Source organism: Frankia sp. KB5 (assembly GCF_002099325.1).
GTDB classification, from domain to species: domain Bacteria; phylum Actinomycetota; class Actinomycetes; order Frankiales; family Frankiaceae; genus Frankia; species Frankia casuarinae.
Genome location: NZ_MRUJ01000105.1, coordinates 1 through 26,326 on the forward strand (window position 1 = coordinate 1; position 26,326 = coordinate 26,326).

Genomic DNA, 26,326 nt, shown 5'->3' on the forward strand with positions numbered 1-26,326 from the left:
GGAACGACGTCGACGCCGAGGAGTACCGGTGGTGGCAGCGCCAGCAGGAACGGCTCGAGCGGATGAACCCCGGATATCACCGCGGGTACCGTGCGCGACCGTTCGCCGACGAGTTGCGGTGGACCGGCCACTTCAGGGAGGTTGTCACCCTGACCGGCCGGTGGCGGCGCCGGATTAACATCGATGACTACCTCACCTGGCAGCGGTCGAAGTCCTACGTCGCGGCCATCGGCGATCGCCTCGACGATTTCCTTGACGCGGAGCGTCGCACGATGCTGCGCGCCTTTCCTGACGGTGTCGTCGTCGAGCCGTTTCGTACGCTCCTGGTGATTGCCCAGGTTCCCGAGTAGCGCGCGGGAGAGACAGCGTGGGCGCCTCTGCCGAGGCTCTCCCATCCGGTGATCTTCCCCTTTCTCTGACGCGCTGTGACGCCATGGTTCGGCCGATGTGACTTCGTAATGAACCGTGCGCACAGCGTCGCTTTTGGGGTGGCGTTGTTTTGTGGCCACCGGTACCTGCCTTGTCCCGAATTTTCCGATCCGTTAGTCTTGCGTCATTCGCACAGTGATGTCTGACTTCGCTGGCGTAGCGGAGTGATACGGGTACCCGTATCCGGGTCATTGGTCCGACCGGCGGCATGGTTTGGGAGCGACTCACGCTCGGGTTATCGCGGCACCGTACGGTCACCCTGAGTGTCGGGTGTCGGTGCCGGGACTGCCGACGCCCGATGGAGGAGGCGACGGTCATCATGCGGCTTGCCCCGCAGCAGACTGAGGCGACAGGGATAACGAGGATAACGCGCGACGGCACCCCGGCTGGCTGGGAGCCGCCGGCCGGGCCGGCGGCGGCCGCCGCGGCGAAGTTCGCGTACAACCCGGCGCTGGACGGGCTGCGGATCGTCTGTATCTACACCATCCTCGCCGGCCACATGGGTGCGATCCAGGCCAGCAACGTCGCCGTCGACGTCTTCTTCGTGCTGAGTGGATTTCTTATCACCACGCTCCTGCTGACCGAACACAGCCGGACCGGGACGATCTCGGTGAGTCGATTCCTGGTGCGCCGGGCCTACCGGCTGATRCCCGCGATGTGGGTGTACCTGCTCGTCGGGCTCGCGGTGACGGTGGCGTTCAAATGGAACGACATCCCCTTCCGGGACGACTACGTCGGGAGTGYGCTCTCCGCCTTTTTCAATGTCAACAACTGGTACAAGGTCCTGCATCCTGCCGCCGGTGGGCGATGGTTGGCCCACGTGTGGTCCCTGTCCCTGGAGGAGCAGTTCTATCTCCTGTGGCCGGGGCTGTTCCTGATTGTCAGCCGCTCGGACCGGTTCCGGGCGCACCTGCTGAAGATGCTTTTCGCCATGATCGCCTTCGCGGCGGTCTGGACCTGGACCGTGGCCGCCGGCGGCGCCCCGCACTCGCGGGTGTACCTCGCGCTGGACACGCACGTCGCACCGCTGCTGATCGGCTGTCTGCTGGCGGTCTGGCGTGACACCCGCCTGCGCGCCCTCGTCGCCGAGGAGCCGGACCTGGCCGCGCCGCGCCGCCGCCGGCACGCCCAGCAGATCGGCACGATGACCCCTGTCACGGCGGCGACGGTCGAGCGTTGGCGGGCGGGCCGTCGGATCGCCGATCTCGGCTTCGTCGCGGGGATCGGATTGATCTTCTTCGCCTTCCTTGGGCCGAACAAGGACGGTTATGACGCCAACTGGCTCGACCATGCCGCCTACCTGCCCAGCGCCCTGCTCGGTGCCGTGGTCATCCTGGGCGCCGACCTGCGCCGCGACGCCGGCTGGGTCCGCCTGCTCGGCAGTCCACGGATGGCCTTCCTCGGTAAGATCACCTTCAGTATCTACCTCTGGCACTATCCGGTGATCTCGGTTGCGAACGGGCAGCTGGTGCCCCGGATCGGGCTGTGGCCGTCGGTTGTCGTGGCGGCGGCGGTCAGCACGTTCATCGCGTACTTCTCGAACCGGTTCGTGGAGAAGCCTGCGCAGCGTGCCCGACCCCCGTGGGCCGACACCCCCCGTGGGCCCGCGCCGGGCGCGATCCCGGCGGCGCGGCCCGCTCCCGGAGACGACATTGGACCCGGCGCCGCCACCTGGGCGCGCATTCCCGAACCGGCCCGGGAGCCCGACCGCGGACGGTTCTCGCACCCGGCCGTCCCGCGGGCCGGCCGGTACGAGGGCCACCGGCACCACCGGTCCTGGGACCGGACCGGTGAATCCGGACAGCGTTACCGGCCTGACGGGGACCGCCGGGCCGCCGGGCTGTACACCCTTGACGAGGTGTATCCGGCTGGCGAGCCAGACCGGCCGGCACGCGTCGCGTCGGCCACGACCGGTCGGTCTGATCGGCTGGATCACGACCGGCCCGGCGATCCGCCCGGGGCCCGGTCGCGGGGTGGCTGGTCGGGCGACGGTGGCTGGTCGGGCGACGGTGGCTGGTCGGGCGACGGTGGCTGGTCGTCGTACGAGGTCGGGTCCGATCAACCGGCGGGTGGCCCGGACGATGCCGATGAATGGGGTGATGAATGGATCGATGAGGGCTACGTCCGTCCTTGGCCGGGGTACGGGTACGGACTCACCGAGACCGCCGACCTGTCGTGGGCGGTGCGAGGCCGGCAAAACGGCGGCGAGGAGGCGCAGCGGCCGGCGGCCACGGACCGGGCATACACCGCCGAAATAATCTACGATCCTCGATCCGTCGTCGGCCGGCGGGGCGAACGTCACGAGCCCTGGACGGGTCACGAGCCCTGGACGGGTCACGAGCCCTGGACGGGTCACGAGCCCGGCCACTGGGGTGGCCACGAACGCCGGCTCGAGTACGACGGGCGACATGGAGTTGATCGCCAGTCGGGCTACGGCTGGTAGCCCGCGCACGACGGCGGGCCGGGATCCGCGTTCCGCTGGCTGCCCGAGGGCGCCGTAACCTCCAGGCCGGGGTAGAAGCGGGTGGAAGGGAAGGATGGTCATGATCGTTGCGGTCATGGGGGCGGGACGGCTCGGCGGGGCGATGCTGTCGGGGCTGCTGCGGTCCGGGCATGCCGCTCAGGACATCGTCGTGGCCGAACGTGATGCCGACCGGGCTGGTGAGATCGTGGCGCGTCACGGCGTCGAGGTGCAGGCGCCGACGGTGGCCGCAGCCAAGGCGGATGTTCTGATCATCGGGGTGAAGCCCCAGGACGTCGGGACCCTGCTGGCCGAGATCGGGTCGGTGGTCGCGAACGGGACGCTCGTGGTGTCGTTGGCGGCGGGCATCACCACTGATCTTCTCGAGGAGCGGCTACCTTCGCTTCCCCCGGTGGTCCGGGTGATGACGAACACCCCGCTGCTCGTCGGGGAGGCGATGTCGGCGATCTGCGGGGGCCGCTACGCCGAGGAGAAGCACCTCGCCACGGCAGAAGCCCTGCTGACGCCGGTCGGCCGGGTGACGCGGGTGGCAGAGTCCCAGCTCGACGCGGTGACGGCCCTGTCCGGCAGCGGACCGGCGTACTTCTTCTATCTTGTCGATGCGATGATCGAGGCGGGTGTGCTCCTTGGGCTGCCCCGCACCCTGGCCGCGGAACTCATGACCCAGACCGCCCTGGGCTCGGCGCGGATGCTGCGCGAGAGCGGTGAGCATCCGGCGCTGTTGCGGGAGGCCGTCACCTCTCCGGCCGGGACCACGATCGCGGCACTGCGGGAGCTGGACCGTCGCGGTGTGCGCGCGGCGCTCATGGACGCCCTGGAGGCGGCGAGCAGTCGGTCGCGGGAACTCGGCCGTAGTTGAGGGCACCCGGGTACCGGAGCACCCGGGCTCCGATGGTTGCCCGCCGTGGCGGGTAGGCTCGCCCGGTAACTTCCTCAACATAGATCGGTCGGGTACGTGGGTTCTGTCATCAAGAAGCGTCGTAAGCGGATGGCCAAGAAGAAGCACCGCAAGTTGCTGAAGCGGACGCGCGTTCAGCGCCGCAACAAGAAGTAGGCCGCTGCCAGGAAGTCAGGCCGCTGCCAGGAAGTAGGTAGCGCACTAGGACGCGGGTCGCCCACCGGGGGGTGGGGCGTACCCGGGAGTCCGGTCGTACCTGGAGACAGTCGGCCGATCCGCGGTCCCCGGCGTCCGGTGTCCACCCCGCACGTCGCGAGTTCGTACCGCCATGCCGTCTCGTATCATGTGGCTTTGCGTGCTGTAACTGTCACCRTGTGACAGGCTGTTTCCCTCGGGTGGCAGCGTGGCCGGCCCGCAGCCAGGGAGACGGCATGACGGGATCGTGGATCAATTTCCTGTCCGACTACGGCGTCGACGATGCCTCTGTAGGGGTGTGTCACGGGGTTATCGCGCGGCACGCCCCGTCGGCGCGCGTCCTCGACGTCTGCCACGCCATCGCGCCGCAGGACGTCGGGCATGCGGCCGTCACCCTGGTCGGCGCGATCGGTTATCTTCCGATGGGGGTTCATCTCGTCGTCGTGGAGCGGCTCGATGCCGACGGTTACACCCGCGGCGCGGCGATCCGGAGCACGGACGGCTCGACCTTCGTCTGCCCGGACAACGGCGTGGCGTCGCTGGCCTGGGATGCGCTCGGTGGCGTCRCCGCGGTGCACGAGATCTCCAACCGGGAGCTGTGGCTGCCGCTGCCCACCGCGGTGTTCCGGGGACGGGACGTCTATGCGCCGGTCGCGGCCCGRCTTGCGGCCGGACTCGCCCTCACCGACGTCGGCCCCCGGCTCGACCCCGACGCGCTCACGCGTTTCCAGCCGCGGGCGTGCAGCGTCGACGACGACCATGTGCACGGCGAGGTCGTGTCCGTCGACCACTTCGGCAATCTCTCGCTCAACATGACCCGGGCCGAGCTGGAGGCCGCCGGTATTCTGTTGGGAGATCTGGTCGAGGTCCGCGCCGGCAACCGCGTCATGCGGCTCACGTTCACGCATACCTACGGCGATGCGCCCCGCGGTGGAGTCACCTTGTGTGAGGACGCGTTGCGTCGAGTGATGATCGCAGTAAATTGTGGGCGAGCGGCCGACCTGCTGCGGCTGCGGCGCCAGGACGCGGTCGTCGTGGCGCAGCTGCCGAGGAGCCCGTCACCGGGACGCTCCATCCTGGATTTTCCGCTGCCGGCCCAGCGGTGATGCCGGCATCACCGCTGGGCCGGCAGCGTCGGCAGCGGCACCGGGCCTGGCCGGCGTCGATCCTCGTCCGGCTCGGACGGGTTGTTTTTCCCCTACTTTCCGTATTCGATGTGCGCGGCTGGCCTTACGCTGTGCAATGAGCGGTCGAGGGACGGGCGTACGATGAGCCCACGATCGGACCGCGTGAACCTTTCTCGGCCGGACATCGCGGCCCCCGGTCCCGGGGAACGGTGGCGCGCTCCGGTCGGCCTGGTTCGGGCTGCCCGGTCGCCCGGCCATCCGGTCCGGGTGCCGGGCTGGACCATGCGGGCGTTGCGGGAGACTGCCATGAGACCACGCCGTGTGTTGGTGACCGGTGTAGCGCGGCCGTTGGGGGCGCAGGTGGCGATGGCGCTCGCGGCTGACCCGGGGGTCGAGGCCGTCGTCGGGGTCGATACCACTGCTCCCACCAGCGACCTCGGGCGGACCCAGTTCGTGCGCGCGGACATCCGGCATCCGTTGATCGCAAAGGTGATCTCCACCACGGAGATCGATACGGTGCTGCATCTGAACGTGATCGCCACGCCRCTCGGTGCGGGTGGACGGGCCGCGATGAAGGAAATCAACGTCATCGGCACGATGCAGCTGCTGGCCGCGTGCCAGAAGGCGCCCAGTGTCACCAAGCTGGTCGTGAAGTCCACGACGTCGATCTACGGGTCGTCCGCTCGCGACCCCGCGCTGTTTACAGAGGACACTGAGCCGCGCGCCCTGCCCGCCGGTGGCTATGCCAAGGACGCCGTCGAGGTCGAGGGTTACGTGCGTGGATTCAGCCGGCGACGTCCCGACATCGCGGTAACCGTGCTGCGGTTCACCAACATCCTCGGTCCGCAGATCGACAGCCCGCTCGCGCGCTATCTGGACCTTCCGCTGGTTCCCACGGTCCTCGGCTTCGACCCCCGCATCCAGCTGCTGCACTCCGATGACGCGTTGGCCGTGCTGATGCGCGCGACCCGCCGCGCCCACCCGGGGACGTTCAACGTGGCCGGGGACGGTGTGCTCCTGCTTTCGCAGGCGATCCGCCGAGCGGGTCGGCCGTCCACGCCGGTGCCGTTCCCCGCGATCGGGGTGTTGGGYGGGATCGCCCGGCGGCTGCGGCTCGTCGACTTCTCCGCTGAGCAGCTTGACTTCCTCGCGCACGGCCGGGCCGTGGACACGACCCGGCTGAAGGAGATCTTCGGTTACCGGCCCCGGTACTCGACGATGGAGACCTTCGACAGTTTCGTCCGCCAGCGCGGGCTCCGGTTCACCATCGACCACGATCTGATCTCCCGAGCCGAGCACAGGATGCTCGATTCGCTGGCCCGACGCCGGCTGGTGGGAACAGGGTGATGGAGGGCGGTTGCGGCCCGCCGGGTGCGGGATCGGATAGGGGGGAGGCGGAACACGTGATAAAAGGTGACGAATCCCGGGGTGAAGCGCAGATCATGCCTTGGAAATCCGCCGCAGCCGATTCGGCTTCGCGTGACCCGGCTTCGCGTGACCCGGCTTTTCTCGACGAGGTTTCCCCCGACGAGGTCTTCCTTGGTCCAGCCGCCGCGTCCCCTCGCTCCTCGCTCAACGGTGCCGAGGCGACGCTGACCGAAAGCCGGTCGGCGGCGGGTGGGCCGTCCGACCCGGCGACGGGTCCCACCGCCGCTGYCGGGCCCGATGGCGCTGCCAGGACGGACGGTGCGCCACCGCCGACGGCCGAACCCGGTGATCTGGAGACGGCCCTCGCGGGAGCGCTGGCCTTCCTGCGGCGGCGCATCACCGGCGACTACGTCGTCGACGAGCACGGGTTTGACCCGGACCTCACCGAACACGTCGTCGCTCCGCTGCTGCGGCCGATCTACCGGGACTACTTCCGGGTCGAGACCCGGGGGCTGGAGAACATCCCGGACACGGGTGGCGCTCTGGTGGTGGCCAATCACTCGGGCACCCTGCCAATGGACGCGCTGATGATGGCCGTGGCCATCCTCGATCATCATCCGGCCCATCGCCACCTGCGCATGCTCGCCGCCGACCTGGTGTTCGCGGTGCCGTTCCTGGCCCCGCTGGCTCGTAAGATCGGCAACACTCTGGCGTGTCAGGCTGACGCGGAACACCTGCTGAACACCGGGCACCTTGTCGGGGTCTGGCCGGAGGGCTTCAAGGGCGTCGGCAAGCCGTTCAGCGAGCGGTACAAGTTGCAGCGGTTCGGGCGCGGTGGATTCGTCTCGGCCGCGTTGCGGACGGGTGTGCCGATCATTCCGTGCACGATCGTCGGAGCCGAAGAAATCTATCCTATGATCGGTAACGCGAAGTCGCTCGCTCGCCTGTTCGGGCTGCCCTACCTGCCGGTTACACCGACCTTCCCGTGGTTCGGTCTGCTGGGGCTCATCCCGCTTCCGTCCAAATGGATCATCGAGTTCGGGGAGCCGGTCCCAACGAAGACGTACACCGCTGAGGCGGCGGACGACCCGATGCTGGTGTTCGAGCTCACCGACCGCATCCGGGAGACCATCCAGCATACGCTGTACAGCCTGCTGATGCAGCGCCGCTCGGTGTTCTTCTAGGTTCTTTCCCGGCGCCGAAGGTGCTCTAGGCGCCCGCGGCCCGGCGCCGCAACGCCATGCCGGCGGCGACCCCGCCGGCGAGCGCGCCCACCCCGRCTGCCGTCGGAATGCCGATCTTGGCTGCCTTGCGGGCCGTGCGAAAGTCCTTGATCGGCCATTCGCGTTCCCGGGCCACGGTCTTCAGGTCCGGATCCGGGTTGATCGCGACCGGGTGGCCCACCAGGGAGAGCATGGGCAGATCGTTGATCGAGTCCGAGTAGGCCCAGCACCGCGACAGGTCCAGGCCCTCCCGCTCGGCGAGCGCCTGCACGGCCTCGGCCTTCGCCTGGCCGTGCAGCAGGCCGCCGACCAGGTGGCCGGTGTAGGTGCCCTCGGCGGAGACCTCACTGACCGTGCCGAGGGCGCCGGTGAGGTTCAGCCGCCGGGCGATGACCGAGGCGAGCTCGACCGGGGTGGCCGTGACCAGCCACACTCGCTGGCCCGCGTCAAGGTGCTGCTGGGCGAGCGCGTGCGTACCCGAGTAGATCTGCTCGGYCATCCGTTCGTCGTAGATCTCCTCGCCGTAACGGACGATCTCGGCCAYCGTGCGCCCGGCGACGAAGGCAAGCGCGGTCTCCCGAGCATCCCGGATGCCGCTCGGGTCCTCGAGCCCACGCAGCCGGTAGGTGATGTGCTGCCAGCCGAACCGGATCAGGTCACGCGAGTTGAAGAAGTCCCGGGCGGCCAGGCCGCGGGCGAAGTAGAAGATCGAGGCGCCCGCCATCATGGTGTTGTCCACGTCGAAGAACGCGGCCGCCGACTCGTCCAGCGGAGCCCGCGGAACCTCCTCGGCCGCGACCTTCAAGGCGGCGATCGCGGCGGCCTCGGCGGCCTGCCTCGTCGTGGCCAGGTCCCTGCGTCGTCGCACCCTCATCGTCAACTCCATGCTGTCCGGGGCGGAGCAAGGGCTCGGCTCGGGAAGTGACCGGGGCCGCCACCCACCCCTTGTCGCCACCTCCGCGCGCCGCGATCCACGCCATGGTTCGCCGGCACGCCGTCAGAGTACGGTGCGGCACGACTTCGCGGCGGCCGCCGCTCGAACGTGACGGCGGGAAAGTGCCGGTGGAACAACGACCGGGCCGGGGTTGCGACGTGATCTGGGATATCGCTCACGGCGAGGGGCCCGGAGGTCAGGCCGTGCCTGCTGCGGGAAGGGCGCGGGCAAGTGTCCGAATTGCTCTGAACTGCAAGGATTTGACCGCCCCTTCGTTGCGGCCCATGGCCAGCGCGGTCTCGCGGACCGACAGCCCTTCGAGGAACCGGAGCGCGACGCACTCCTGCTGGTCCGGGCGCAGTTCGCGGACGGCGTCGAGCAGCTCGCGGCGGGTCAGCACGGCCAGGATCGACTCTTCGGGGCTCGGCGCCGTCAGCGCCGTGGCTCGGTRCTCGGCCGCGGCGAGGATGTCCGCCGTCGGGATCTCGAACCGGCGCCGCGCCGAGCGGGCCTGATCGACCAGCAGGTTGCGGGCGATGGTGATGAACCAGGCACCGATGTCCCGTCCCTGCCACTGGAACGTGCCGATGGAGCGGAAGGCACGCAGGAAGGTCTCGCTGACGATGTCCTCGGCGGCCACCGGATCCCCGCCCAGCCGGTACAGCGCGTACCGGAACACGAGGTTGGCGTACCGGTCGTAGAGCAGCCCGAAGGCGTTGACGTCACCTCGCCGGGCCCGGGCGACGAGCGCCGTCCGGTCGTCGTCGGCCGGATCGCCCTGAGSGTCCCCGACTCGCTCGCGGTCCTCCCGGGCGCCCACCGGGGACATCGCGTCCTGCCGGCGGAGGGGGCCGCGGCGCGGGGCGGCGAGGTCGACGAGGTCGAYGAGGTCGGCGAGCGTGCATTCGGTCACAGCCCGGGCTCCGGAGGATGCGGTCGCGGCAAGGTGGGCCGGAAGGCCCGGCGCACATGGTTCCGTTAGTAGCTGAGTGTAGCCGCAGGAGGGAGCGCGGGAAGTCGGAGATCGTCCGGGCGCAGGCAGAGGGCGTCTTCCGGCGAGGTCCGGACCGGACCGCACGCCGGGGCCGGGGCCGGGCCCCTGAACGGACCTCGGTCCCACCGAGCGGTTCGGAAAGCCACTCGGCGGCGACGGGGATCGCGCCTACCATCGGGGAATGGACGACGGGTTGGAACAGGCGGATTCCGGCCGCGACGGTGTGCGTATCACACTGCTCACCCGGACGGGATGTCATCTGTGCGACACCGCGCGGGCGGCGGTCGTCCGGGTCGCCGAGCAGGAGCAGGTCGGGTGGCGGGAGGCCGATGTCGACGCCGATCCCCAGCTTGCCGACGCCTACGGCGACCGGGTGCCGGTCATCCTGCTCGACGGCCGGGAACACGGTTACTGGCGGGTGGAGGAGGACCGGCTGCGGCGGGCGCTCGCCGGCGGCCGGTGGGCGCTGCGCCCTGCCAAGGGTGGTCGCTGATCAGGGGGCCKGCTCTCCTCGGCACTTCGTGAATCCCTTCACGAAGTCGTACACTGCCCGAGGACAGCCGACTTGTGGCGCCGACTACCGCACGCCGGGACTACCGCACGCTGGGTGTCGGCGGGGCCACGGATTCGGGCCCATAGCTCCGGGCGTAACCGCGCGCCTAGAGATCGGAGCCGCGGATGAGTCAGCCACGGCGTCGCCCGGCGGTGATCCGGCGACGTACACGTAGTGACACGGCTTCCAGGCGTTCCTCCGACGTTCCGGAGGCGACGGTTGCGCGGCTTCCGCTCTACCTCCGGGTGCTGACGACATTGGCGGAAAGCGGGGTTTATACTGTGTCTTCGGACACGCTCGCGGCCGCCGCCGGAGTCACTCCGGCCAAGGTTCGCAAGGATCTGTCCCATCTCGGTTCCTACGGCACGCGGGGCGTCGGCTACGAGGTGGATGTCCTGCTCGACTGCATCGCCGCGAAACTGGGCCTCACCGAGGACAGAGCGGTTGTGCTGGTGGGAGTCGGCAACCTCGGCCACGCCCTGGCGGGTTACGGCGGCTTTTATGCCAGGGGCTTTCGGATCGTGGCCCTGGTCGACGCGGATCCCGAGCGAGTCGGCGAGCGGGTCGGTGAGGTTGTCGTCAGTCCCGTCGGCGATCTCGAACAGGTGATCGTCCAGGGTCAGGTCACGATCGGGATGATCTGCACGCCGGCAGCCGCGGCGCAGGGGGTGTGTGATCGTCTGGTCGCTGCCGGGGTCACCAGCATCCTCAACTTCGCCCCCACGGTGCTTTCGGTACCCGACGGTGTGGACGTGCGTAAAGTCGACCTTGCCGTGGAACTGCAGATCCTCTCGTTCCATGAAGCACGTAAACGTCCGTCGCCGGCACGGGACACATCACCGAGACGGGGCGCGAGATCCACACCGGGCGCCGGCTCCGGGCGTGACGCCGTGCCGCCGCGCCGGGCGCGCCCGGCGCGGCGGGCGCCCTCGGCACGCGAGGCGCTGCCAGGCGGCGACGAGGTCCTCGCCGCGCTCGGGGCGGCGGGCCTGGACGGGGTGACGAGCGCGGACGGGACGGAGCCCTCCGCGGGCAGGCTGGAGACCGATACGGATGAGGTCGTGCGGGTGACTCGGCAAGTAGGCATGACTCGTCCGGCGGGGGCAGCTCGTCCGGCCGGGATGGCTCGGGACGATCGGCCGACCCGGGATGATCGGGAGGGGGAACCGGGCGCGGTGCGCCTGGAGCACACCCCGGAGCCTGGATCGCCGGCGCGCGGGACGCTGCCGGCCGCGGGAGCGCTGATGGCCGGAGGTGAGGCGTCGTGAGCCTCCTGGTGGTCGGGCTCAACCACCAGACCGCGCCCACGTCGTTGCTCGAACGCACCTCGGTCTCGGCCGAGGACATCCCGAAGGTCCTGCACGATCTGGCCGAGGGCACCCACGTCAGCGAGGCTGTGGTGCTCTCGACGTGCAACCGCATCGAGATCTATGCCGAGGTTGAGACCTTCCACGGCGGGGTCGCCGACATCTCCGACCAGCTCAGCCGGATCTGTGGGATCGACCTCGGTGATCTTGCCGGCCACCTGTACGTCCACCACGAGGCGCGGGCCATCGGGCACCTGTTCTCGGTGGTGTGCGGCTTGGACTCCATGCTTGTCGGGGAGAGCCAGATCCTCGGTCAGGTACGCACGGCCTTCCGGGCCGGTCAGGCCGCCGGGGTGGCGGGCAGCGCGCTGTCCGGCCTGTTCCAGGCCGCGCTGCGGGTCGGCAAGCGGGCCCACTCCGAGACGTCCATCGATGCCGCCGGCGCCTCCATTGTCTCGGTGGGTGTCCGGCTGGCCGCTTCCGGCCTGGGCCTCCACAGCGAGGTTCCGGCCGTGCCGGTGGCGCCGCCGGGCGGGCGGGCGCTGGACGGGGGAGGAGTCGCGGCCGAGGGGCCGCGACACGCCGTGACGCCCGAACCCCCGCCGTTGGCCGGGACCCGGGTGCTGCTCATCGGTGCCGGCGCGGTGGGATCGCTGGCCGCGCAGACCGTCCGGCGAGCTGGCGCCGGGGAGGTTGTGATCGCGAACAGGACCGCCGCCCGGGCGGCCCGCGTCGCCGAGGCCCACGAGGCCCGGGTCGTCGGTCTCACCGACCTGGCCCACGAGATCACCATGGCGGACCTGGTGATCTCCTCGACCGGCGCGAGCGGTCTCGTTGTCGAGCACGAGCTGGTTGCCGCGGCCCTGCCCGGCCGGGCAGGGCGCCCGCTGGTCTTCCTCGATCTGGCCCTGCCGCACGATATCGACCCGGGGGTGCGCGAGCTGCCCGGGGTGAGTCTGATCGACCTGGACGCACTGCGCATCGCGCTGGACGGCGCCCAGGTGACGCACGACGTGGAGGCGGTCCGCGCGCTGGTCGCCGCCGAGGTCGCGAGCTTCCTCGACCGCCGGCGGGCGGGCCGGGTGGCGCCGACCGTCGTCGCGCTGCGGGCCCACGCCGCCGCCGTGGTGCGTAGCGAGCTCGCCCGGTTGCACACCCGCCTGCCCGACCTCGACGATCGGGAGTGGAGCCTGGTGGAGGGCTCGGTCCGGCGCGTCGTCGACAAGCTGCTGCACGCCCCGACCGTGCGGGTACAGGAGCTGGCCGGGGCGCCCGGTGGGGACGCCTACGCCGAGGCCCTGCGGGAACTGTTCGATCTGCCGCGTGAGGTGCCCGCCGTGGTGTCCGCGCCTGACCTTGATCTGCTGGAGCGTTCGTGACGGGGATCGACCCGACGAGTACCGACCCGACGAGTACCGATCCGACGAGCATCGGCGCCACGGGTACCGGCGCCACGGGTACCGGCGCCGACCTGCTGGCCCGTTTCGCCGGCCGCCGGCTGCGGCTGGGAACACGGCGCTCGGCGCTGGCGCTGGCCCAGTCCGGGACGGTCGCTGCCACCCTGCGGGCGCGGGTGGGCTGCGCCGTCGAGCTGGTGCCGATCGTCACGGCGGGGGACCGCTCGTCCGGGGAGATCAGCCAGATCGGCGGGACCGGCGTCTTCGTCAGCGCGCTGCGCGACGCCCTGCTGTCCGGCGAGATCGACCTGGCGGTCCACTCGTTGAAGGACCTTCCGACGGCCACCCCACCCGGTCTGGTGCTCGCCGCGGTCCCGCCGCGGGCGGACCCCCGGGACGTGCTGGTCGCCCCGAGCGGGCGGCGCCTGGCCGAGCTCAGGGCCGGCGCCCGGATCGCGACCGGATCCCCACGTCGCGCCGCGCAGCTGCGTGCTCTCGGCCTCGGGCTGGAGGTCGTCACGATCCGCGGCAATGTCGACACCCGGTTGAAGAAGGCCATCGACGGTGAGGTGGACGCGGTCGTCCTCGCGCACGCCGGGCTGGCGCGGCTCGACCGGCTCGATGCCGTCACCGAGATCCTCGAACCCACGGTGATGCTGCCCGCGCCCGGCCAGGGAGCCCTGGCGATCGAGTGCACGGGCGGTGCCGGGCTCGTCGTGGCCGGTCCGGCGCGCGCTCTGGTGCCCGCCGGGCCGGGTTCAGGTCCCGCTGTGGGACAAACCGGTGGCGAAACGTGGTCAGATGGCGGCCAGCCCGTCGATACGGGCCTCGCCGAGCTGCTACGGTTTGTGCTCGATGACGCATCGTCGTCCGTCGCGGTCAGAGCGGAACGCGCGTTCCTCGCCGGCATCGAAGCTGGTTGTACTGCCCCGGTCGGCGCCTTGGCCGAGCTTCTTCCGGAGCTGGCCGAAGGAGCCGCGGCGGAGGCCGGCGGTGCGCCTCCCGCGGGTCGTCTGTGCCTGCGGGCGGTCGTCGCCGCGCCGGACGGAAGCGATGTCCTCCGGCGTGACGTCACCGGATCCGCCGTCGACCCGGAGGCGCTCGGGCAGCGCCTCGCGGACGACATGCTGTCCGCCGGAGCACACTCGCTGATGGGAACCCGCTGAGCATGGCCACCCGACGAACGAAGAAGCCCGTCTCCCCGGTCGCCCTGGTGGGTGCCGGACCGCGTGACCCCGGACTGCTCACCGTCCTCGCGGTCGAGACCCTGGCCGCCGCCGACCTGGTGGTTGCCGATCCCGAGGTGGCGCCGGCGGTGGTGGAGAACCTCACCGCCGAAGTGCTGCGCATCGGCGACCTCGAGGCGCCGAAGCCGGTCCGTGACGCGGAGGCGGCGACCGCCGCGGTGGTGAGCAGGGCCCGTGCCGGTGACAAGGTGGTCCGGCTCTACGCCTCCGATCCGTGGCTGACCCGCATCGGCGCCGCGGACGCCCAGGCGCTCGCGAAGGCCAAGATCCCCTATCGGGTGGTGCCCGGCATCCTCACCGGCGCCGCGGTCGCGACCTACGCCGGGGTCGCCCCGGGCGCGCCGGTCACCTTCGCCAGTACCTCCGGGGTCTTCTCGTCGTCGGGCACCGTGCCGGCGTCCTCGCCGTTCGGCGGGAGCGAGCCGGTGGGTCCGCTCACCGGTCCTCCGTTCGGGGCCTCGCGGCTGGGCGGACGGCCGATCGCCGGTCTCGGGGGCGGGCTCGGCGGTGGCCTGGGAACCGGCGGGTTCGGCTCGCCGCTGGGCCTCGGTGCCGCGGGCGGCTTCGGCGGGTTCGGTGCGCCGATCTCCTCCCCCGGTGACCTGGACTGGGGTGCCCTCGCCCAGACCCCGGGCACCCTCGTGGTCACGGCGGCACCGACGGAGGTCGGCAAGGTCGCGGCGGCGCTCGTCGAGCACGGGCGGCCCGGTGACACCCCGATCGCGGTGACCGTGGACGGCACCACCACCGACCAGCGCACCGTCACCTCGACGCTCGACCGGGTCGAGGCGGACACGGCACCGCTGTTGACCGCGGCCCCCACCCCGATCACCCAGGTCGTGCTGTCCATCGGCCCGGTGGTCGCGACCCGCGGCAAGCTCTCCTGGTGGGAGACCCGGGCGCTGTTCGGTTGGACGGTGCTGGTCCCGCGGACCAAGGAACAGGCGGCGATCCTGTCCGACCTGCTGCGTTCGCACGGCGCAAGCCCGCTGGAGGTGCCGACGATCGCCGTCGAGCCCCCGCGGACCGCCGCCCCGATGGAGCGCGCGATCACCGGTCTGGTCTCTGGGCGCTACCAGTGGGTGGCCTTCACCTCGGTCAACGCGGTCAAGGCGGTGCAGGAGAAGGTCGAGGAACGCAGCCTCGACGCCCGCGCGTTCGCGGGGGTCAAGGTTGCGGCGATCGGCGAGGCGACGGCCGACGCGCTGCGCACCTTCGGTATCCGGCCCGATCTCGTCCCGTCCGGGCAGCAGTCCAGCGAGGGGCTGCTGGCGGACTGGCCGGACTTCGACGACACCCTCGACCTGCTCGACCGGGTGCTGCTGCCGCGTGCCGACATCGCCACCGAGACCCTGGTCGCCGGCCTGAAGGAACGCGGCTGGCAGGTCGATGACGTGACGGCCTACCGCACCGTGCGTGCCGCTCCGCCGCCCGCATCCATCCGGGAGGCGCTGAAGGGCGGCCGGGTCGACGCGGTCGTCTTCACCTCATCCTCGACCGTGCGCAACCTGGTCGGCATCGCCGGCAAGCCCCACGAGACGACGGTGATCGCCGTGATCGGTCCGGCGACGGCCGCCACTGCCCAGGAKCTCGGGCTGCGCGTCGACGTGCAGGCTCCGGAGGCGTCCATCCCCGCCCTTGTCGGGGCGCTGGCGGAGTTCGCTGCCGAACACCGGGAGGAGCTCGGGAAGATCGGGCCGCTCGCTGCGCGGTTGCCGAAGCCACGGCGAGGCTCGCGGCGGTGAGGGCGCAGGCCCGGGGGAACGGGGCCGGGGCCGGGGCCGGCTATCCGACGGCACGTCCCCGCCGGCTGCGCCGCTCGTCCGCGCTGCGCCGGCTGGTCTCGAACGTGCGGTTGCACCCGTCCGACCTGGTGCTGCCGATGTTCGTCAAGGAGGGCGTGGCCGATCCCGTTCCACTGGCCTCGATGCCTGGTGTCGTCCAGCACACCCGCTCCTCGCTGCGGGGGGCGGCCGTCGAGGCCGCCGAGGCCGGCGTGGGCGGGCTCATCCTGTTTGGTGTGCCCGCGGAGAAGGACGCCCGGGGCTCGGCCGCCGACGACCCGGACGGCATCGTCCAGCTCGCGCTCGCCGATCTTGCCTCCGAGGTCGGTGGCGACGTCGTCCTGATGACGGACCTGTGCCTGGACGAGTACACCGACCACGGGCACTGCGGTCTGCTCACCGACTCCGGGGAGGTCGACAACGACGCCACCCTGGCGCGCTACGGCGCGATCGCCGTGGCGCAGGCCCGTGCGGGTGCCGAGGTCGTCGCGCCGAGCGGGATGATGGACGGCCAGGTCGGCGCGATCCGGGCCGCGCTGGACGCGGAGGGCTTCGTCGACCTGCCGATCATCGCCTACTCGGCTAAGTATGCTTCGGCGTTCTACGGGCCGTTTCGCGAGGCCGCCGAGTGCGCCCCGCAGTTCGGGGACCGGACCGGTTACCAGCAGGATCCGGCTCGCTCGGCCGAGGAGGCCCGGCGCGAGGTCGCGCTCGACCTCGCCGAGGGCGCGGACGCGGTGATGGTGAAACCGGCGCTGGCCTACCTGGACGTGCTGCGGGCGGTGGCCGACACGGTGGACGTACCGGTGGCGGCCTACCAGGTGTCGGGCGAGTACGCGATGGTGGAGGCCGCCGCGGCGGCCGGGTGGATCGACCGGGACCGGGCGATCGACGAGACGCTGACCGCGATCTCCCGGGCCGGGGCGGACATCATCCTGACCTACTGGGCCACCGAGGTTGCCCGCCGCTTGGCCGCCGCCCGCTGACTGTCCCCCTCGGTGACGATTCCTGTCCGCCGGCAGCTTTCTGGACAGGTATCCGGGCGGGAGGCCGCGCTCAACGGAGCGGGCCGCGCCGGGAGCGGGCCGCGCCGGGAGCGGGCCGCGCCGGGAGCGGGCCGCGCCGGACCGGTGGGTGACCACCGCGAGGCGGCGCCCCGACGTGCCSGGTCGTGGGTGCCCGGCTGATGTGCCGGTCGTCCGTCCGCGCAGGATCTGATGGACTCTGGACCACCCGGCCGTATTGCGATGCGCTGATGTGATGCGCTCCCGTCGCCCAGCTGGCCGCCCATCCGGTCACAGTCCCGTGCGCCTGCTCTCCACGATGGTGCCGGAAGCTCGACATGTGCGGAAAGTGTTCGGCATGTTGCCCGAAGTAGGCCGGCGGGTTGGCCAAGGTGGGGCTGTGCGTCGCGGCCTTCCTGTGTCGGCGTGGGTGGGATCTCCCCCGTGATGATCGACCATTGGTTCGGAAGATACCCCCACCGGGTACCGGTACACCATACGGGGGGAGGGTATGTTCGGGAGGTGGGACGGGCGCCGGTGGGCCGGTGGGTCGGGCAGATCCATTGGGGCCGGGGCGGCTTACAAGAGGAGACGAGGAGACGGGAACGGCCATGACGACAACCGCCTACACGACCACCTACACGGTGGCCGGGATGACCTGCCAGCACTGCGTCCGATCCGTGACCGAGGAGCTCGCGCGGCTGCCGACCGTGTCGGACGTCGCCGTGGACCTGGCCGAGGGTCGGGTCACCCTCGTCAGCGATGGCGTCGTCGAGGACGGCGCCGTCCGGGAGGCCGTTGCGGAGGCCGGATACGAGCTTGTCGGGCGGGCGTAGCGCTTCGGTGGTGCCAACGGTGCCGGTGGTCGGCGGGTGTGTCCGCTCCCACCGCCCGTGACCGGCGGTACCTTCCGGTCCGCCGTCAGGAATCCGCCGTAAGGGGAGAGCTGATGACCACTCTCGACGTCGGAAGGGGTCACCCCGCGCGGATCGAGCTCGCGATCGGCGGGATGACCTGCTCGTCGTGTGCCGCGCGGGTGGAACGCAAACTCAACAAGCTGGACGGCGTCACCGCTTCGGTGAACTACGCCACCGAGAAGGCCACCGTGACCCTCGCGGACACGGAGGCCCCCGCGGTCCGTCTCGACGATCTGATCCGCGTGGTCCAGGCCGCGGGCTACTCCGCGGCCCCGGCCGCCGGACGCGCGGCTGACACCGCGGCTGACACCAGGGCCGAGACGGCGGCCTACACCGGGGCCGAGACGGCAGCCGATGCCGAGGCTGACACCGAGGTCGTAGCCGGCACCGCGGCCGAGCAGGTGGCGGGTGCGGCGGATGCCAAGGACGGCGGCGCGCAGGACGGCGGCGGCACGCAGGACGACGCACCCGGCGCGGCGCTGCGGGCGCTGCGCGTCCGGCTGGCGGTCTCGGCGGCGCTCGCCATGCCGGTGATCGTACTGGCCATGGTGCCCGCCTGGCAGTTCGACTACTGGCAGTGGGTCTCGCTGGCCCTGGCGACGCCGGTCGTGCTCTGGGGAGGCTGGCCGTTCCATCGGGCCGCGGCCCGGGGCGCCCGGCACGGTGTCGCGACGATGGACACCCTGGTCTCCCTCGGAACGCTGGCCGCCTTCGTCTGGTMGCTGTACGCCCTGTTCCTGGGCGGAGCGGGCGAGCCGGGGATGCGGCACTCGTTCTCGTTCACCGGCGGATTCCCGGGCCCGGAAGCCTCGGCCGGCGAGATCGTCCACTCGGGGAGTGGTCACGGCACCGGCGGGAGTGCCCACGGCGGCGCGGGCACGGCCCTCTACCTGGAGGTCGCCGCCGGGGTGACGGTGTTCCTGCTCGCCGGCCGATTCCTGGAGTCACGTGCCCGCCGGCGTTCCGGCGCGGCCCTGCGGGCGCTGCTCCACCTCGGGGCGRAGGACGTCACCGTGCTGCGCGTCCGGCCGGCGGACGGCGCGCGGGGGACTGGCCCGCGGCGGGTCGAGGAGCGGATCCCGGTCGAGGCGCTGCGGATCGGGGACGAGTTCGTCGTCCGTCCGGGCGAGAAGATCGCCACCGACGGCGTCGTGCTTGATGGGCTGTCGGCGGTGGACGCGAGCATGGTCACCGGCGAGTCGGTGCCCGTCGAGGCCGGCCCGGGTGACGCGGTTGTCGGGGCGACGGTGAACGTCGGCGGGCGGCTCGTGGTCCGGGCCACCCGGGTCGGTGCCGACACGCAGCTGGCGCGCATCGCCCGGCTCGTGACGGAGGCCCAGAGTGGCAAGGCCCGCGTCCAGCGCCTCGCCGACCGGGTCTCGGCGGTGTTCGTTCCGGTGGTGATCATTTTCGCACTCGTCACCCTCGGGGTCTGGCTGGCTCTCGGGCAGCCGGCGACCGACGCCTTCACCGCGGCCGTCGCCGTGTTGATCATCGCCTGCCCCTGCGCGCTGGGCCTGGCCACGCCGACGGCGCTGCTGGTCGGGACGGGACGCGGTGCGCAGGTGGGCATCCTTATCCGCGGCCCGGAGGTGCTGGAGTCGACGCGGCGGGTCCAGACCGTCCTACTCGACAAGACCGGCACGGTGACCAGCGGGCGGATGCAGGTTGTCGCGGTGCTGCCGGCTCCCGGCGAGGACGCCGCCGAGGTGCTCCGGCTCGCCGCGGCGGTGGAGGACGCGAGCGAGCACCCCATCGCCCGGGCGATCGCCGACGCGGCCAGGGAGCACGCGGTGGCCGCTGGTGCGGCTGGGGAGCACGCGGTGGCCGTCGGTGTGCTGCCGCCGGTCGCGGACTTCGCGAACACCGCGGGCCTCGGCGTGCGCGGCACCGTCGAGGGGCATGCGGTGCTCGTCGGGCGGCCCCAGGTGTTCGTGGAACTCCCGGACGCGCTCGCCGCCGAGCTGGACCGGGAACGGGCCGCCGGGCATACCGCCGTCGTGGTCGGCTGGGACGGCCGTCCCCGTGGACTGATCAGTGTCGCCGACACGGTGAAGCCCACCGCGGCCGCGGCCGTCGCCGATCTGCGTCGGCTCGGGCTGCACCCGGTCCTGCTGACCGGGGACGCCGAGGCGGTCGCCCGGTCCGTCGCCGCCGAGGTCGGCATCGCGGACGAGGATGTCATCGCCGAGGTCCTGCCCGAGGAGAAGGTCGCGGCGGTCCGTCGCTTGCAGGCGCAGGGCCGGGTCGTGGCCATGGTGGGCGACGGGGTGAACGACGCCGCCGCGCTCGCCCAGGCCGATCTGGGCCTGGCGATGGGCGGCGGCACCGACGCGGCGATCGAGGCGTCGGATCTGACGCTTGTCAACGCGGATCCCCGCCTGGTGGCGGATGCTATCCGACTGTCGCGCGCCACCCTGCGCACGATCAAGGGCAATCTGTTCTGGGCGTTCGCCTACAACGTGGCCGGGCTACCGCTTGCCGCGACCGGTCTGCTCAACCCAATGATCGCGGGGGCGGCGATGGCGTTCAGCTCCGTCTTCGTCGTCACGAACAGTCTGCGGCTGCGGCGTTTCACCGCACTGCGGCCGGCCTGAGCGGGTCCGGCCGGAGCGGGTCCGGCCGGAGCGGTTCCACGGCGTCGGTCAGGTCGTGGCCGGTTCGGCCGGCGGGGCCTCCAGGCGCGGGAACACCGGGCTGGGACCCGCGACCCGCGACCCGCCGTCGCCGCACTGCGCGGCGATGCGCGGTGCCGAGTCAGGCAGGAAGGGCGCGAGGTGCTCCGCCAGCTCCCGGCACGTGGCGACCAGTTCGGCGAGGACTGCGTCGAGGGCGTCGCGCGACGCTCCCTCCTTGCGCTCCGCCTTCGCGAGCTCCCAGGGCCGGGCAGCCTCCACGTAGCGGTTACCCTCGTCGCCGATCCTCGTGATGACCTCGGCCGCCCGGCGGAAGTCGAAGGCGGCGAAGGCGTCGTCGATCGTCCGGGGGGTCTCGTCGCGCACTGCCCGCAGCTTGGCGGCCGCGGGATTGTCGAGGGCGAGTGGGGGAATGAGCCCGTCCCGGTACCGCTTCACCATCGACACGGTCCGGTTGACCAGGTTGCCGATGTTGTTGGCGAGGTCTTCGTTCGCGCGGGTCACGAGCCGTTCGGTCGTGTAGTCGGTGTCGCCGGCTCGGGCGACGTCGCGCAGCATCCACCACCGCAGCGCGTCGGTGTTGAAGGCGGCGACGATGTCGGCGGGATCCTCGGCGTTGCCAGCCGACTTGCTGATCTTCATGCTGTCGGCGGTGAGATACTCGTGCACGAAGATGGTGTCGGGCAGGCGCACCCCGGCCGAGAGCAGCATCGCCGGCCAGTAGACGGCGTGAAAGCGGATGATGCCCTTGCCGATGACGTGCACTCGCCTGTCGGCGTCGTTCCACCAGTACTGGAAGCTGTCGTCGTCGTTGCCGTACCCGGGGGCGGTGATGTAGTTCCCGAGCGCGTCGAACCACACGTAGATGACCTGCTCGGGGTCGCCGGGGACCGGAATACCCCAGCCGCGGGCCCGGCTCATGCTCCGCGACGCGCTGAAGTCCTCCAGACCGGCCTCGATGAAGGACAGCACCTCCCGCTTGCGGGCGGCGGGCTCGATGCGCAGCCGGTCGGTGGAGATGAGCGCGTGGAGCTGGTCCTGATAGCGGCCCAACCGGAAGAACCAGTTGCTCTCCTCCACCAGGTCGGGAACGGTCCCGTGTTCCGGACAGCGGCCGTCCACCAGCTCGTCGGGCTGGTAGAACAGCTCGCATCCCACGCAATACAGACCGGCGTAGGTCTTGCGGTAGAAGTCCCCGCGGTCGGCGCAGGCCGACCACAGCTTCTCGACTCCCGGCCGATGACGGGGGTCCGTGCTCGTCTTGATGAAATCGTCGAACGAGAGGCCCAACGGACCGCGAAGGCCCACGAACCCGGTGGCGACCCGCTCGACGTACTCGGCGGGTGTAATCCCCTCGGCCTCGGCCGCCTGGACGTTCTTCAGGGCGTTGTCGTCGGTGCCGGTCTGGAACCGGACCTCGTGGCCGCGCTGACGAAGATGACGTGCGTACGCATCGGTCTCGATCAGTTCGAGAGCGTGACCTACGTGCGGCTTGYCGTTGACGTACGGAATCGCCGTCGTCACGAAGTAGCGGCCCATCTGGTGTGAGTCCTTCCGCCCCGGTAGCARCCTCACCGACGAGGCTCCGTCAGGGCCTCATCGGTCWGTCTGTCAAGACGCGCGGAAGAGGCCGGACGGCATGTGCATCATCATCTGGCTGGCCGGCGTCTCGGCCGTGGCATGTGTCCTCGACACAGGGTGAATCCTACGCGACCTCGCGCCCGGTAGCCTCCCGGGGAGTGTGGCCCGATCCGCATGATTCGGATCATGGTTTCCGACTGAGGTCGCCATAGACGCTGACCACCGCGTTCATGCCCATGCGGGCCATCRCGGCCGGCGCTGCCGGCACCCCCCGCCGGTCGGCCAAGCGTCGGCGTCGGTCGGCGCCGGGCTGCTTCCGCCGATCGTGACAACGATCGTCGGCGGAGGTACTTCGTAACCGTCGCCGTTCGCCAGACTAATCCGGGTCTCGACAACGATCCGCGGGATGTGGCGTTGATGTACTTTGTCCATCGAATTTTGGCTCCCGTCTTCAGGGTTTTCTAAGAATCACAGAAAGGCTTCATGAAAAACACACGAGAATCACATGTGATCTGCCGCTAAATGCTTCCGGCCATCTCTGGCGCGAACACGCCGGGCGCAATCCAGCCAGGCGCCGGTGCGTACGGCTAGTCTTCCCATCGCAAGTAGTCGATCGATATTTTTGATGACGGGAGAATCATGACAAGATCCCTGAAGAGGAAAGCGGTGGTCGCCTCCCTGTCCGCCGTGTCGGCAGTCTGTGTGACGGTGGGACCGGCGGCTTCAAGCGCCTGGGCCGACGACCGCGTTCCCGTGCGGAGTGTCAACCATTGGCACGCCACGGACGGCTGGAAGCGGAACGACTGGAACGGCTGGAACAAGGGCGGTCGGGGCATCGGGCGGCAGGACCAGGGCCGCGAGGACGAGCGACGCCACGACGACAGCCGCCAGAGCGGCGGTAGCCAGGACCAGTGGCGCCGGGACCATGGTCGTCAGGGCCGGGACCAGCTACAACGGGACCAGGGCCAACGGGACTGGGGTCGCCAGCCGGGTGGAATAGTTCGATAGAAAGGGCCGACGGGTGATCGGCCCGGCGCCTTTCCGCCGGCCGGTCGTGCGGGTGCCGGGACTAGCGGTAGCCGACACCCGCATCCGTCAGCTTTCTGTTGACGTCGGAGGGCGTGCCCCCGGTCGCCAGCCGGGTACGGGCTGGCCTCCCTCAGGCGTTCAGCCAGTTACGCCGGTCTCGTGGCGCGGGACGTCGGTCCGCCGGCGTCGGGCACCGCCGTGGGGCCGTTTCCGCCCGTGTCCGCCGGGCCGGTCTGCGGCGGCCCGTCCCCGGTCTGCGCTGGCCCGTCGTGCGAGTCGGCGGAGGCGGGACGGATCGACCACGGCACCTCACAGAACAGGCGGGGGAATTCGGCAAATAAACGCTAACCGCACTATCCGATTCTGCCAAGCGCGTGCATTCTGCCGACCACTCCCGCTCGTGACCATGATTAGATAGGATGCCAGTAATGGCATGACTCTTGGCCTACTCTTGGCCTACCCGGGTACGTGCCAGATGCTCGCTGAGCTGCACCGATGCGCCRCCTCAGACGTACCCAATTAGCGGGTACGCCGATGGGGGTCCGTTGGGGTGGTCGGGTACGCGTATGACGGTCTAGGGATCTGTAGGGATCGCGGACAGATGGCCACTCACCGTGATGGTTGGCCAGTAGATGGCCGCTGGCCGTGGTAGTTGGCCAATCTGCGGGAGACGTCGGGTGATGCCGGTCCGGAGCGATTCTGYCGCCGTCGCGGGTGCGGAAGGTCGGCGCGAGATCGTCGGCTCTCCGGCTGAATGGTTCGCGGGGTGCCAGCCTCGGATAATCGTCGTTTCGATCTGTAGGAACTCGCTGATTGTCTTGTTCTCTGGGGTCGTGGGTGTGGTCCGAGGTGTGCCCTGTGAGGCGTTGGGACGGTCCCGGCGTCCTGGCGGCTTACCTTTCGGACATCGATGGTGAATCGGTCGCGCAGAAGCGAGTTTCGGGTTCGGCCGGCGCGGACGGGGAGGACCTGCCTGAGCCGGTCGTGTTGTTGCGCACGGCGGAGGGCGAGGTCGAGCGCCCGATACGGAACGTTACGGCAGCGCTGGTGATGGCGGCTGTGCCCTGGCGGACGGTCCGGAGCGTGCGAGGGCAGTCGCATTTTCCTGGTTGGTACTGGTCTGCGACGACGGGCGGTCATGTCGTCTACGAGAGCCGGTTGGAGTTGGCGCGGCTGCTGGTCGCGGACTTCGACACGGAGGTGGTCGGGATCGCGGCGCAGCCGTTCCTGCTGCGGGCGACGGTCGGTGGCCGGGCCCGCCGGCACGTGCCGGATTTCCTGCTGGTGCATGYGGATGGGGCGGCGCGGCTGGTGAACGTGAAGCCGGTGTCTCGGCTGGAGGACCCGGTGGTCGCTGAGGCGCTGCGGTGGCCGGGCGTCGTGGCGCGGTCGCACGGCTGGGCGTATGAGATCTGGAGTGGCGCCGAGGCGGTCTATCTCGCGAACCTGCGGTTTCTGGCTGGCTATCGCCGGCCGGGTCTGCTGCCCGGCGCGTTGACGGATGCCGTCGTCGCGGCGTTCCGGCCCGGTGACACGATCGGTTCGCTCGTCGGCCGCGCCACGCGGGAGAGCCCGGCGGGGCAGGTCAAGGCCGCAGCACTGACGCTGCTGTGGCAGGGAAGGCTGTCGACGGACCTGCACCGCCGGCTGAGCGACGACAGCGCGCTGGAGGCCGCGCTGTGATGGCGCAGGCTCGGGTGGACGTGGCGGTCGGTAGCCGGTTGGCGCATGACGGCCGGTGGTGGACGGTGACCGAGCTGACGGCGGGCTCGGTGCTGCTCACCGACGTCGGCGGCGGGGTCCGGCAGGTCGGGCTGGCCCATCTGCTGGCGCATCCCAGCACCCGGCTGCTCACCGACGTCCCGGTCGACGCGGTGGAGGGCGTGGGCGCGGATCTGGCGGGCTTGAACGCGGCTGGCCGCGAGGCGCTGGCCGAACGGGTCGGGCACGTGCAGGAGGTCCGCACGGGGTTCCGGCGGGGCTGGTCGACGAGCGGTGGCGGCGGCGACAGACAGCGCTGAGCGTGGTGGATGGCCGCTGGGTGGATACGGCGCGGGGCGTGCTCGCCGAGTTCAGCCACGCGAGCACGCCGACTCAGGATCTGGTCCTCGCGGCGATCGAGGCTCGGCTTGAGCAGGAGCACGGCCCGGGGGTGGTGCCCCTGCCGGGTCGGACCCGGGCGCGGGCCCTGCTGCGGGAGCTGAGCCGTGGCACCAGCGCGTTCGGTGGGGCGAAGGCCCGCCGCGAGATCGCGGGCCGCCCGGTGGCGCCTTACGGGAAGCTGCGGGCGCACCGGCCGGGTGAGTACCTGCTGGTGGACACGACCAGGTTGGACGTGTTCGCGATGGAGCGGGTGACGCTGCGCTGGGTGCAGGCGGAGCTGACGGTCGCGATGGACCGCTACGACCGGTGCATCACCGGGCTGCGGCTGACCCCGGTGTCAACGAAGGCGGTCGACGCCGCGGCGGTGCTGTTCGAGTCGGTCCGTCCGCTGCCGGAGCCGGCGGCGGGCTGGGTGGATGTCCGCCCGCCCTATCACGGTGTTCCGGGACGGGTGGTGGTCGATGTCGAGCGGCTCGTCGACGCCGCCGGCGCTCCGCTGTTGCCGTCGGTGGCCGCGGAGACCCTGGTGGTCGATCATGGCCGGATCTACCTGTCGGAGCATCTGCTGTCGGTCTGCCAGCGGCTGGGGATCTCGGTGCAGCCGGCGCGGGTCGCGCAGGCCACCGACAAGGCCGCGGTCGAGCGGTTCTTCCGCACGCTGCGCGAGCAGCTACTCGTCGCGCTTCCCGGCTACAAGGGCCCGGACGTCYACCRSCGSGGCRMSGAYGTCGARGAGCAGGCGTTCTACTTCCTCGACGAGCTCGAAGAGCTCATCCGTCAGTGGGTCGCGGACTGCTACCACCGCCAGGCCCACGGCGGGCTCGTGGTCCCGGAGGTGCCGGGGCTGGCGGTGTCGCCGTTGGAGATGTTCGCCCACGGGGTGGCGCGGGCCGGTCATCTCCAGGTGCCCGCGCGGGCGGACCTGGTCTTTGATTTCCTGGCGGTCGAGTGGCGCACGATCCAGCACTACGGGGTGGAGATCGGCGGGCTGCGCTACGACGGGCCAGCTCTGTCGCCCTACCGCAACCGGACCAGCCCGCACACTGGCGTCCACGCGGGCAAGTGGCCGATCCGGGTCTATGCCGATGACGTCAGCCGGGTCTACTTCCAGGACCCGG

Annotated in this window: 20 protein-coding genes and 1 pseudogene; 18 read left to right on the forward strand and 3 right to left on the reverse strand. The window is 70.8% G+C overall.

Annotation, left to right across the window (positions count from 1 at the left end):
* The 7 genes and pseudogenes from KBI5_RS11750 to KBI5_RS11780 form a co-directional block, all read left to right on the forward strand.
* Window positions 1–350: pseudogene (locus tag KBI5_RS11750) on the forward strand (ubiquinone biosynthesis protein UbiE); the annotation flags it as partial.
* A gap of 398 nt (window positions 351–748) precedes the next feature.
* Complete coding sequence (locus KBI5_RS11755) at window positions 749–2,872, forward strand: acyltransferase (protein ID WP_085015248.1); 2,124 nt, start codon at window positions 749–751, stop codon at window positions 2,870–2,872.
* 100 nt (window positions 2,873–2,972) lie between these two features.
* Window positions 2,973–3,770 carry a pyrroline-5-carboxylate reductase gene (gene proC, locus KBI5_RS11760; RefSeq protein ID WP_023839823.1) on the forward strand — a complete coding sequence of 266 codons (798 nt, stop codon included), beginning with the start codon at window positions 2,973–2,975 and terminating at the stop codon, window positions 3,768–3,770.
* Between the two features lie 96 nt (window positions 3,771–3,866).
* Window positions 3,867–3,965 (forward strand): AURKAIP1/COX24 domain-containing protein, encoded by a 99-nt coding sequence (locus KBI5_RS11765; protein ID WP_003948845.1) that lies wholly within the window; start codon window positions 3,867–3,869, stop codon window positions 3,963–3,965.
* A 275-nt stretch (window positions 3,966–4,240) separates the two neighbouring features.
* Window positions 4,241–5,110, forward strand: a complete 870-nt coding sequence (locus KBI5_RS11770) for an SAM-dependent chlorinase/fluorinase (RefSeq protein WP_085015249.1) — start codon at window positions 4,241–4,243, stop codon at window positions 5,108–5,110.
* 327 nt (window positions 5,111–5,437) lie between these two features.
* On the forward strand, window positions 5,438–6,478 hold the full coding sequence (locus KBI5_RS11775; RefSeq protein WP_023839821.1) for an NAD-dependent epimerase/dehydratase family protein: 1,041 nt from the start codon (window positions 5,438–5,440) through the stop codon (window positions 6,476–6,478).
* Window positions 6,479–6,573: 95 nt separating this feature from the next.
* Window positions 6,574–7,683, forward strand: coding sequence for a lysophospholipid acyltransferase family protein (locus KBI5_RS11780; RefSeq protein ID WP_085015250.1), 1,110 nt, complete (start codon window positions 6,574–6,576; stop codon window positions 7,681–7,683).
* Between the two features lie 25 nt (window positions 7,684–7,708).
* Here the strand turns inward: KBI5_RS11780 and KBI5_RS11785 are convergent, their stop codons facing one another.
* A complete protein-coding gene (locus KBI5_RS11785; protein WP_085015251.1) occupies window positions 7,709–8,596 on the reverse strand; it encodes an HAD-IB family hydrolase in 888 nt (295 codons plus the stop codon).
* Window positions 8,597–8,852: 256 nt separating this feature from the next.
* On the reverse strand, window positions 8,853–9,569 hold the full coding sequence (locus KBI5_RS11790) for a sigma-70 family RNA polymerase sigma factor (protein ID WP_085015244.1): 717 nt from the start codon (window positions 9,567–9,569) through the stop codon (window positions 8,853–8,855).
* A 262-nt stretch (window positions 9,570–9,831) separates the two neighbouring features.
* On the opposite strand from KBI5_RS11790, the gene KBI5_RS11795 reads away from it, so the two are divergent.
* The 8 genes from KBI5_RS11795 to KBI5_RS11830 all read left to right on the forward strand — a co-directional run bounded on the left by KBI5_RS11795 (window position 9,832) and on the right by KBI5_RS11830 (window position 20,456).
* Window positions 9,832–10,143, forward strand: a complete 312-nt coding sequence (locus KBI5_RS11795; RefSeq protein WP_011434945.1) for a glutaredoxin family protein — start codon at window positions 9,832–9,834, stop codon at window positions 10,141–10,143.
* 212 nt (window positions 10,144–10,355) lie between these two features.
* Window positions 10,356–11,471, forward strand: a complete 1,116-nt coding sequence (locus tag KBI5_RS11800) for a redox-sensing transcriptional repressor Rex (protein WP_232234864.1) — start codon at window positions 10,356–10,358, stop codon at window positions 11,469–11,471.
* Window positions 11,468–12,889, forward strand: coding sequence for a glutamyl-tRNA reductase (locus KBI5_RS11805; RefSeq protein WP_011434947.1), 1,422 nt, complete (start codon window positions 11,468–11,470; stop codon window positions 12,887–12,889). Before KBI5_RS11800 ends, KBI5_RS11805 begins: the two co-directional genes overlap by 4 nt.
* The gene (hemC, locus tag KBI5_RS11810) at window positions 12,886–14,073 is read left to right on the forward strand and encodes a hydroxymethylbilane synthase (RefSeq protein ID WP_011434948.1); all 1,188 of its coding nucleotides are present in this window, start codon (window positions 12,886–12,888) and stop codon (window positions 14,071–14,073) included. Before KBI5_RS11805 ends, hemC begins: the two co-directional genes overlap by 4 nt.
* Window positions 14,074–14,075: 2 nt before the next feature.
* The gene (locus tag KBI5_RS11815; RefSeq protein ID WP_085015245.1) at window positions 14,076–15,899 is read left to right on the forward strand and encodes a uroporphyrinogen-III synthase; all 1,824 of its coding nucleotides are present in this window, start codon (window positions 14,076–14,078) and stop codon (window positions 15,897–15,899) included.
* Entirely contained in the window at window positions 15,896–16,924 is a 1,029-nt protein-coding gene (gene hemB / locus KBI5_RS11820; RefSeq protein WP_023839819.1) for a porphobilinogen synthase, read from the forward strand. Before KBI5_RS11815 ends, hemB begins: the two co-directional genes overlap by 4 nt.
* A 629-nt stretch (window positions 16,925–17,553) precedes the next feature.
* Complete coding sequence (locus KBI5_RS11825; protein WP_011434951.1) at window positions 17,554–17,778, forward strand: heavy metal-associated domain-containing protein; 225 nt, start codon at window positions 17,554–17,556, stop codon at window positions 17,776–17,778.
* 113 nt (window positions 17,779–17,891) lie between these two features.
* Window positions 17,892–20,456 (forward strand): heavy metal translocating P-type ATPase, encoded by a 2,565-nt coding sequence (locus KBI5_RS11830; RefSeq protein ID WP_116289900.1) that lies wholly within the window; start codon window positions 17,892–17,894, stop codon window positions 20,454–20,456.
* Window positions 20,457–20,504: 48 nt separating this feature from the next.
* On the opposite strand, the gene KBI5_RS11835 is transcribed toward KBI5_RS11830, so the two are convergent.
* On the reverse strand, window positions 20,505–22,034 hold the full coding sequence (locus KBI5_RS11835) for a methionine--tRNA ligase (RefSeq protein WP_085015246.1): 1,530 nt from the start codon (window positions 22,032–22,034) through the stop codon (window positions 20,505–20,507).
* Window positions 22,035–23,963: 1,929 nt separating this feature from the next.
* Here KBI5_RS11835 and KBI5_RS11845 point away from each other — a divergent pair.
* The 3 genes from KBI5_RS11845 to KBI5_RS11855 all read left to right on the forward strand — a co-directional run.
* The gene (locus tag KBI5_RS11845; RefSeq protein WP_085015247.1) at window positions 23,964–24,788 is read left to right on the forward strand and encodes a TnsA-like heteromeric transposase endonuclease subunit; all 825 of its coding nucleotides are present in this window, start codon (window positions 23,964–23,966) and stop codon (window positions 24,786–24,788) included.
* Window positions 24,788–25,126, forward strand: a complete 339-nt coding sequence (locus tag KBI5_RS11850) for a hypothetical protein (RefSeq protein ID WP_133057013.1) — start codon at window positions 24,788–24,790, stop codon at window positions 25,124–25,126. The genes KBI5_RS11845 and KBI5_RS11850 overlap by 1 nt, the downstream gene beginning before the upstream one ends.
* 20 nt (window positions 25,127–25,146) lie before the next feature.
* A partial coding sequence (locus KBI5_RS11855; RefSeq protein ID WP_085015253.1) for a DDE-type integrase/transposase/recombinase occupies window positions 25,147–26,326 on the forward strand: 1,180 nt, incomplete at its 3' end.

Coding starts and splice junctions, on each gene's coding strand:
- proC (WP_023839823.1), top strand. CDS start 2,973: ATGATCGTTGCGGTCATGGGGGCGGGACGGCTCGGCGGGGCGATGCTG.
- KBI5_RS11795 (WP_011434945.1), top strand. CDS start 9,832: ATGGACGACGGGTTGGAACAGGCGGATTCCGGCCGCGACGGTGTGCGT.
- KBI5_RS11825 (WP_011434951.1), top strand. CDS start 17,554: ATGACGACAACCGCCTACACGACCACCTACACGGTGGCCGGGATGACC.
- KBI5_RS11850 (WP_133057013.1), top strand. CDS start 24,788: ATGGCGCAGGCTCGGGTGGACGTGGCGGTCGGTAGCCGGTTGGCGCAT.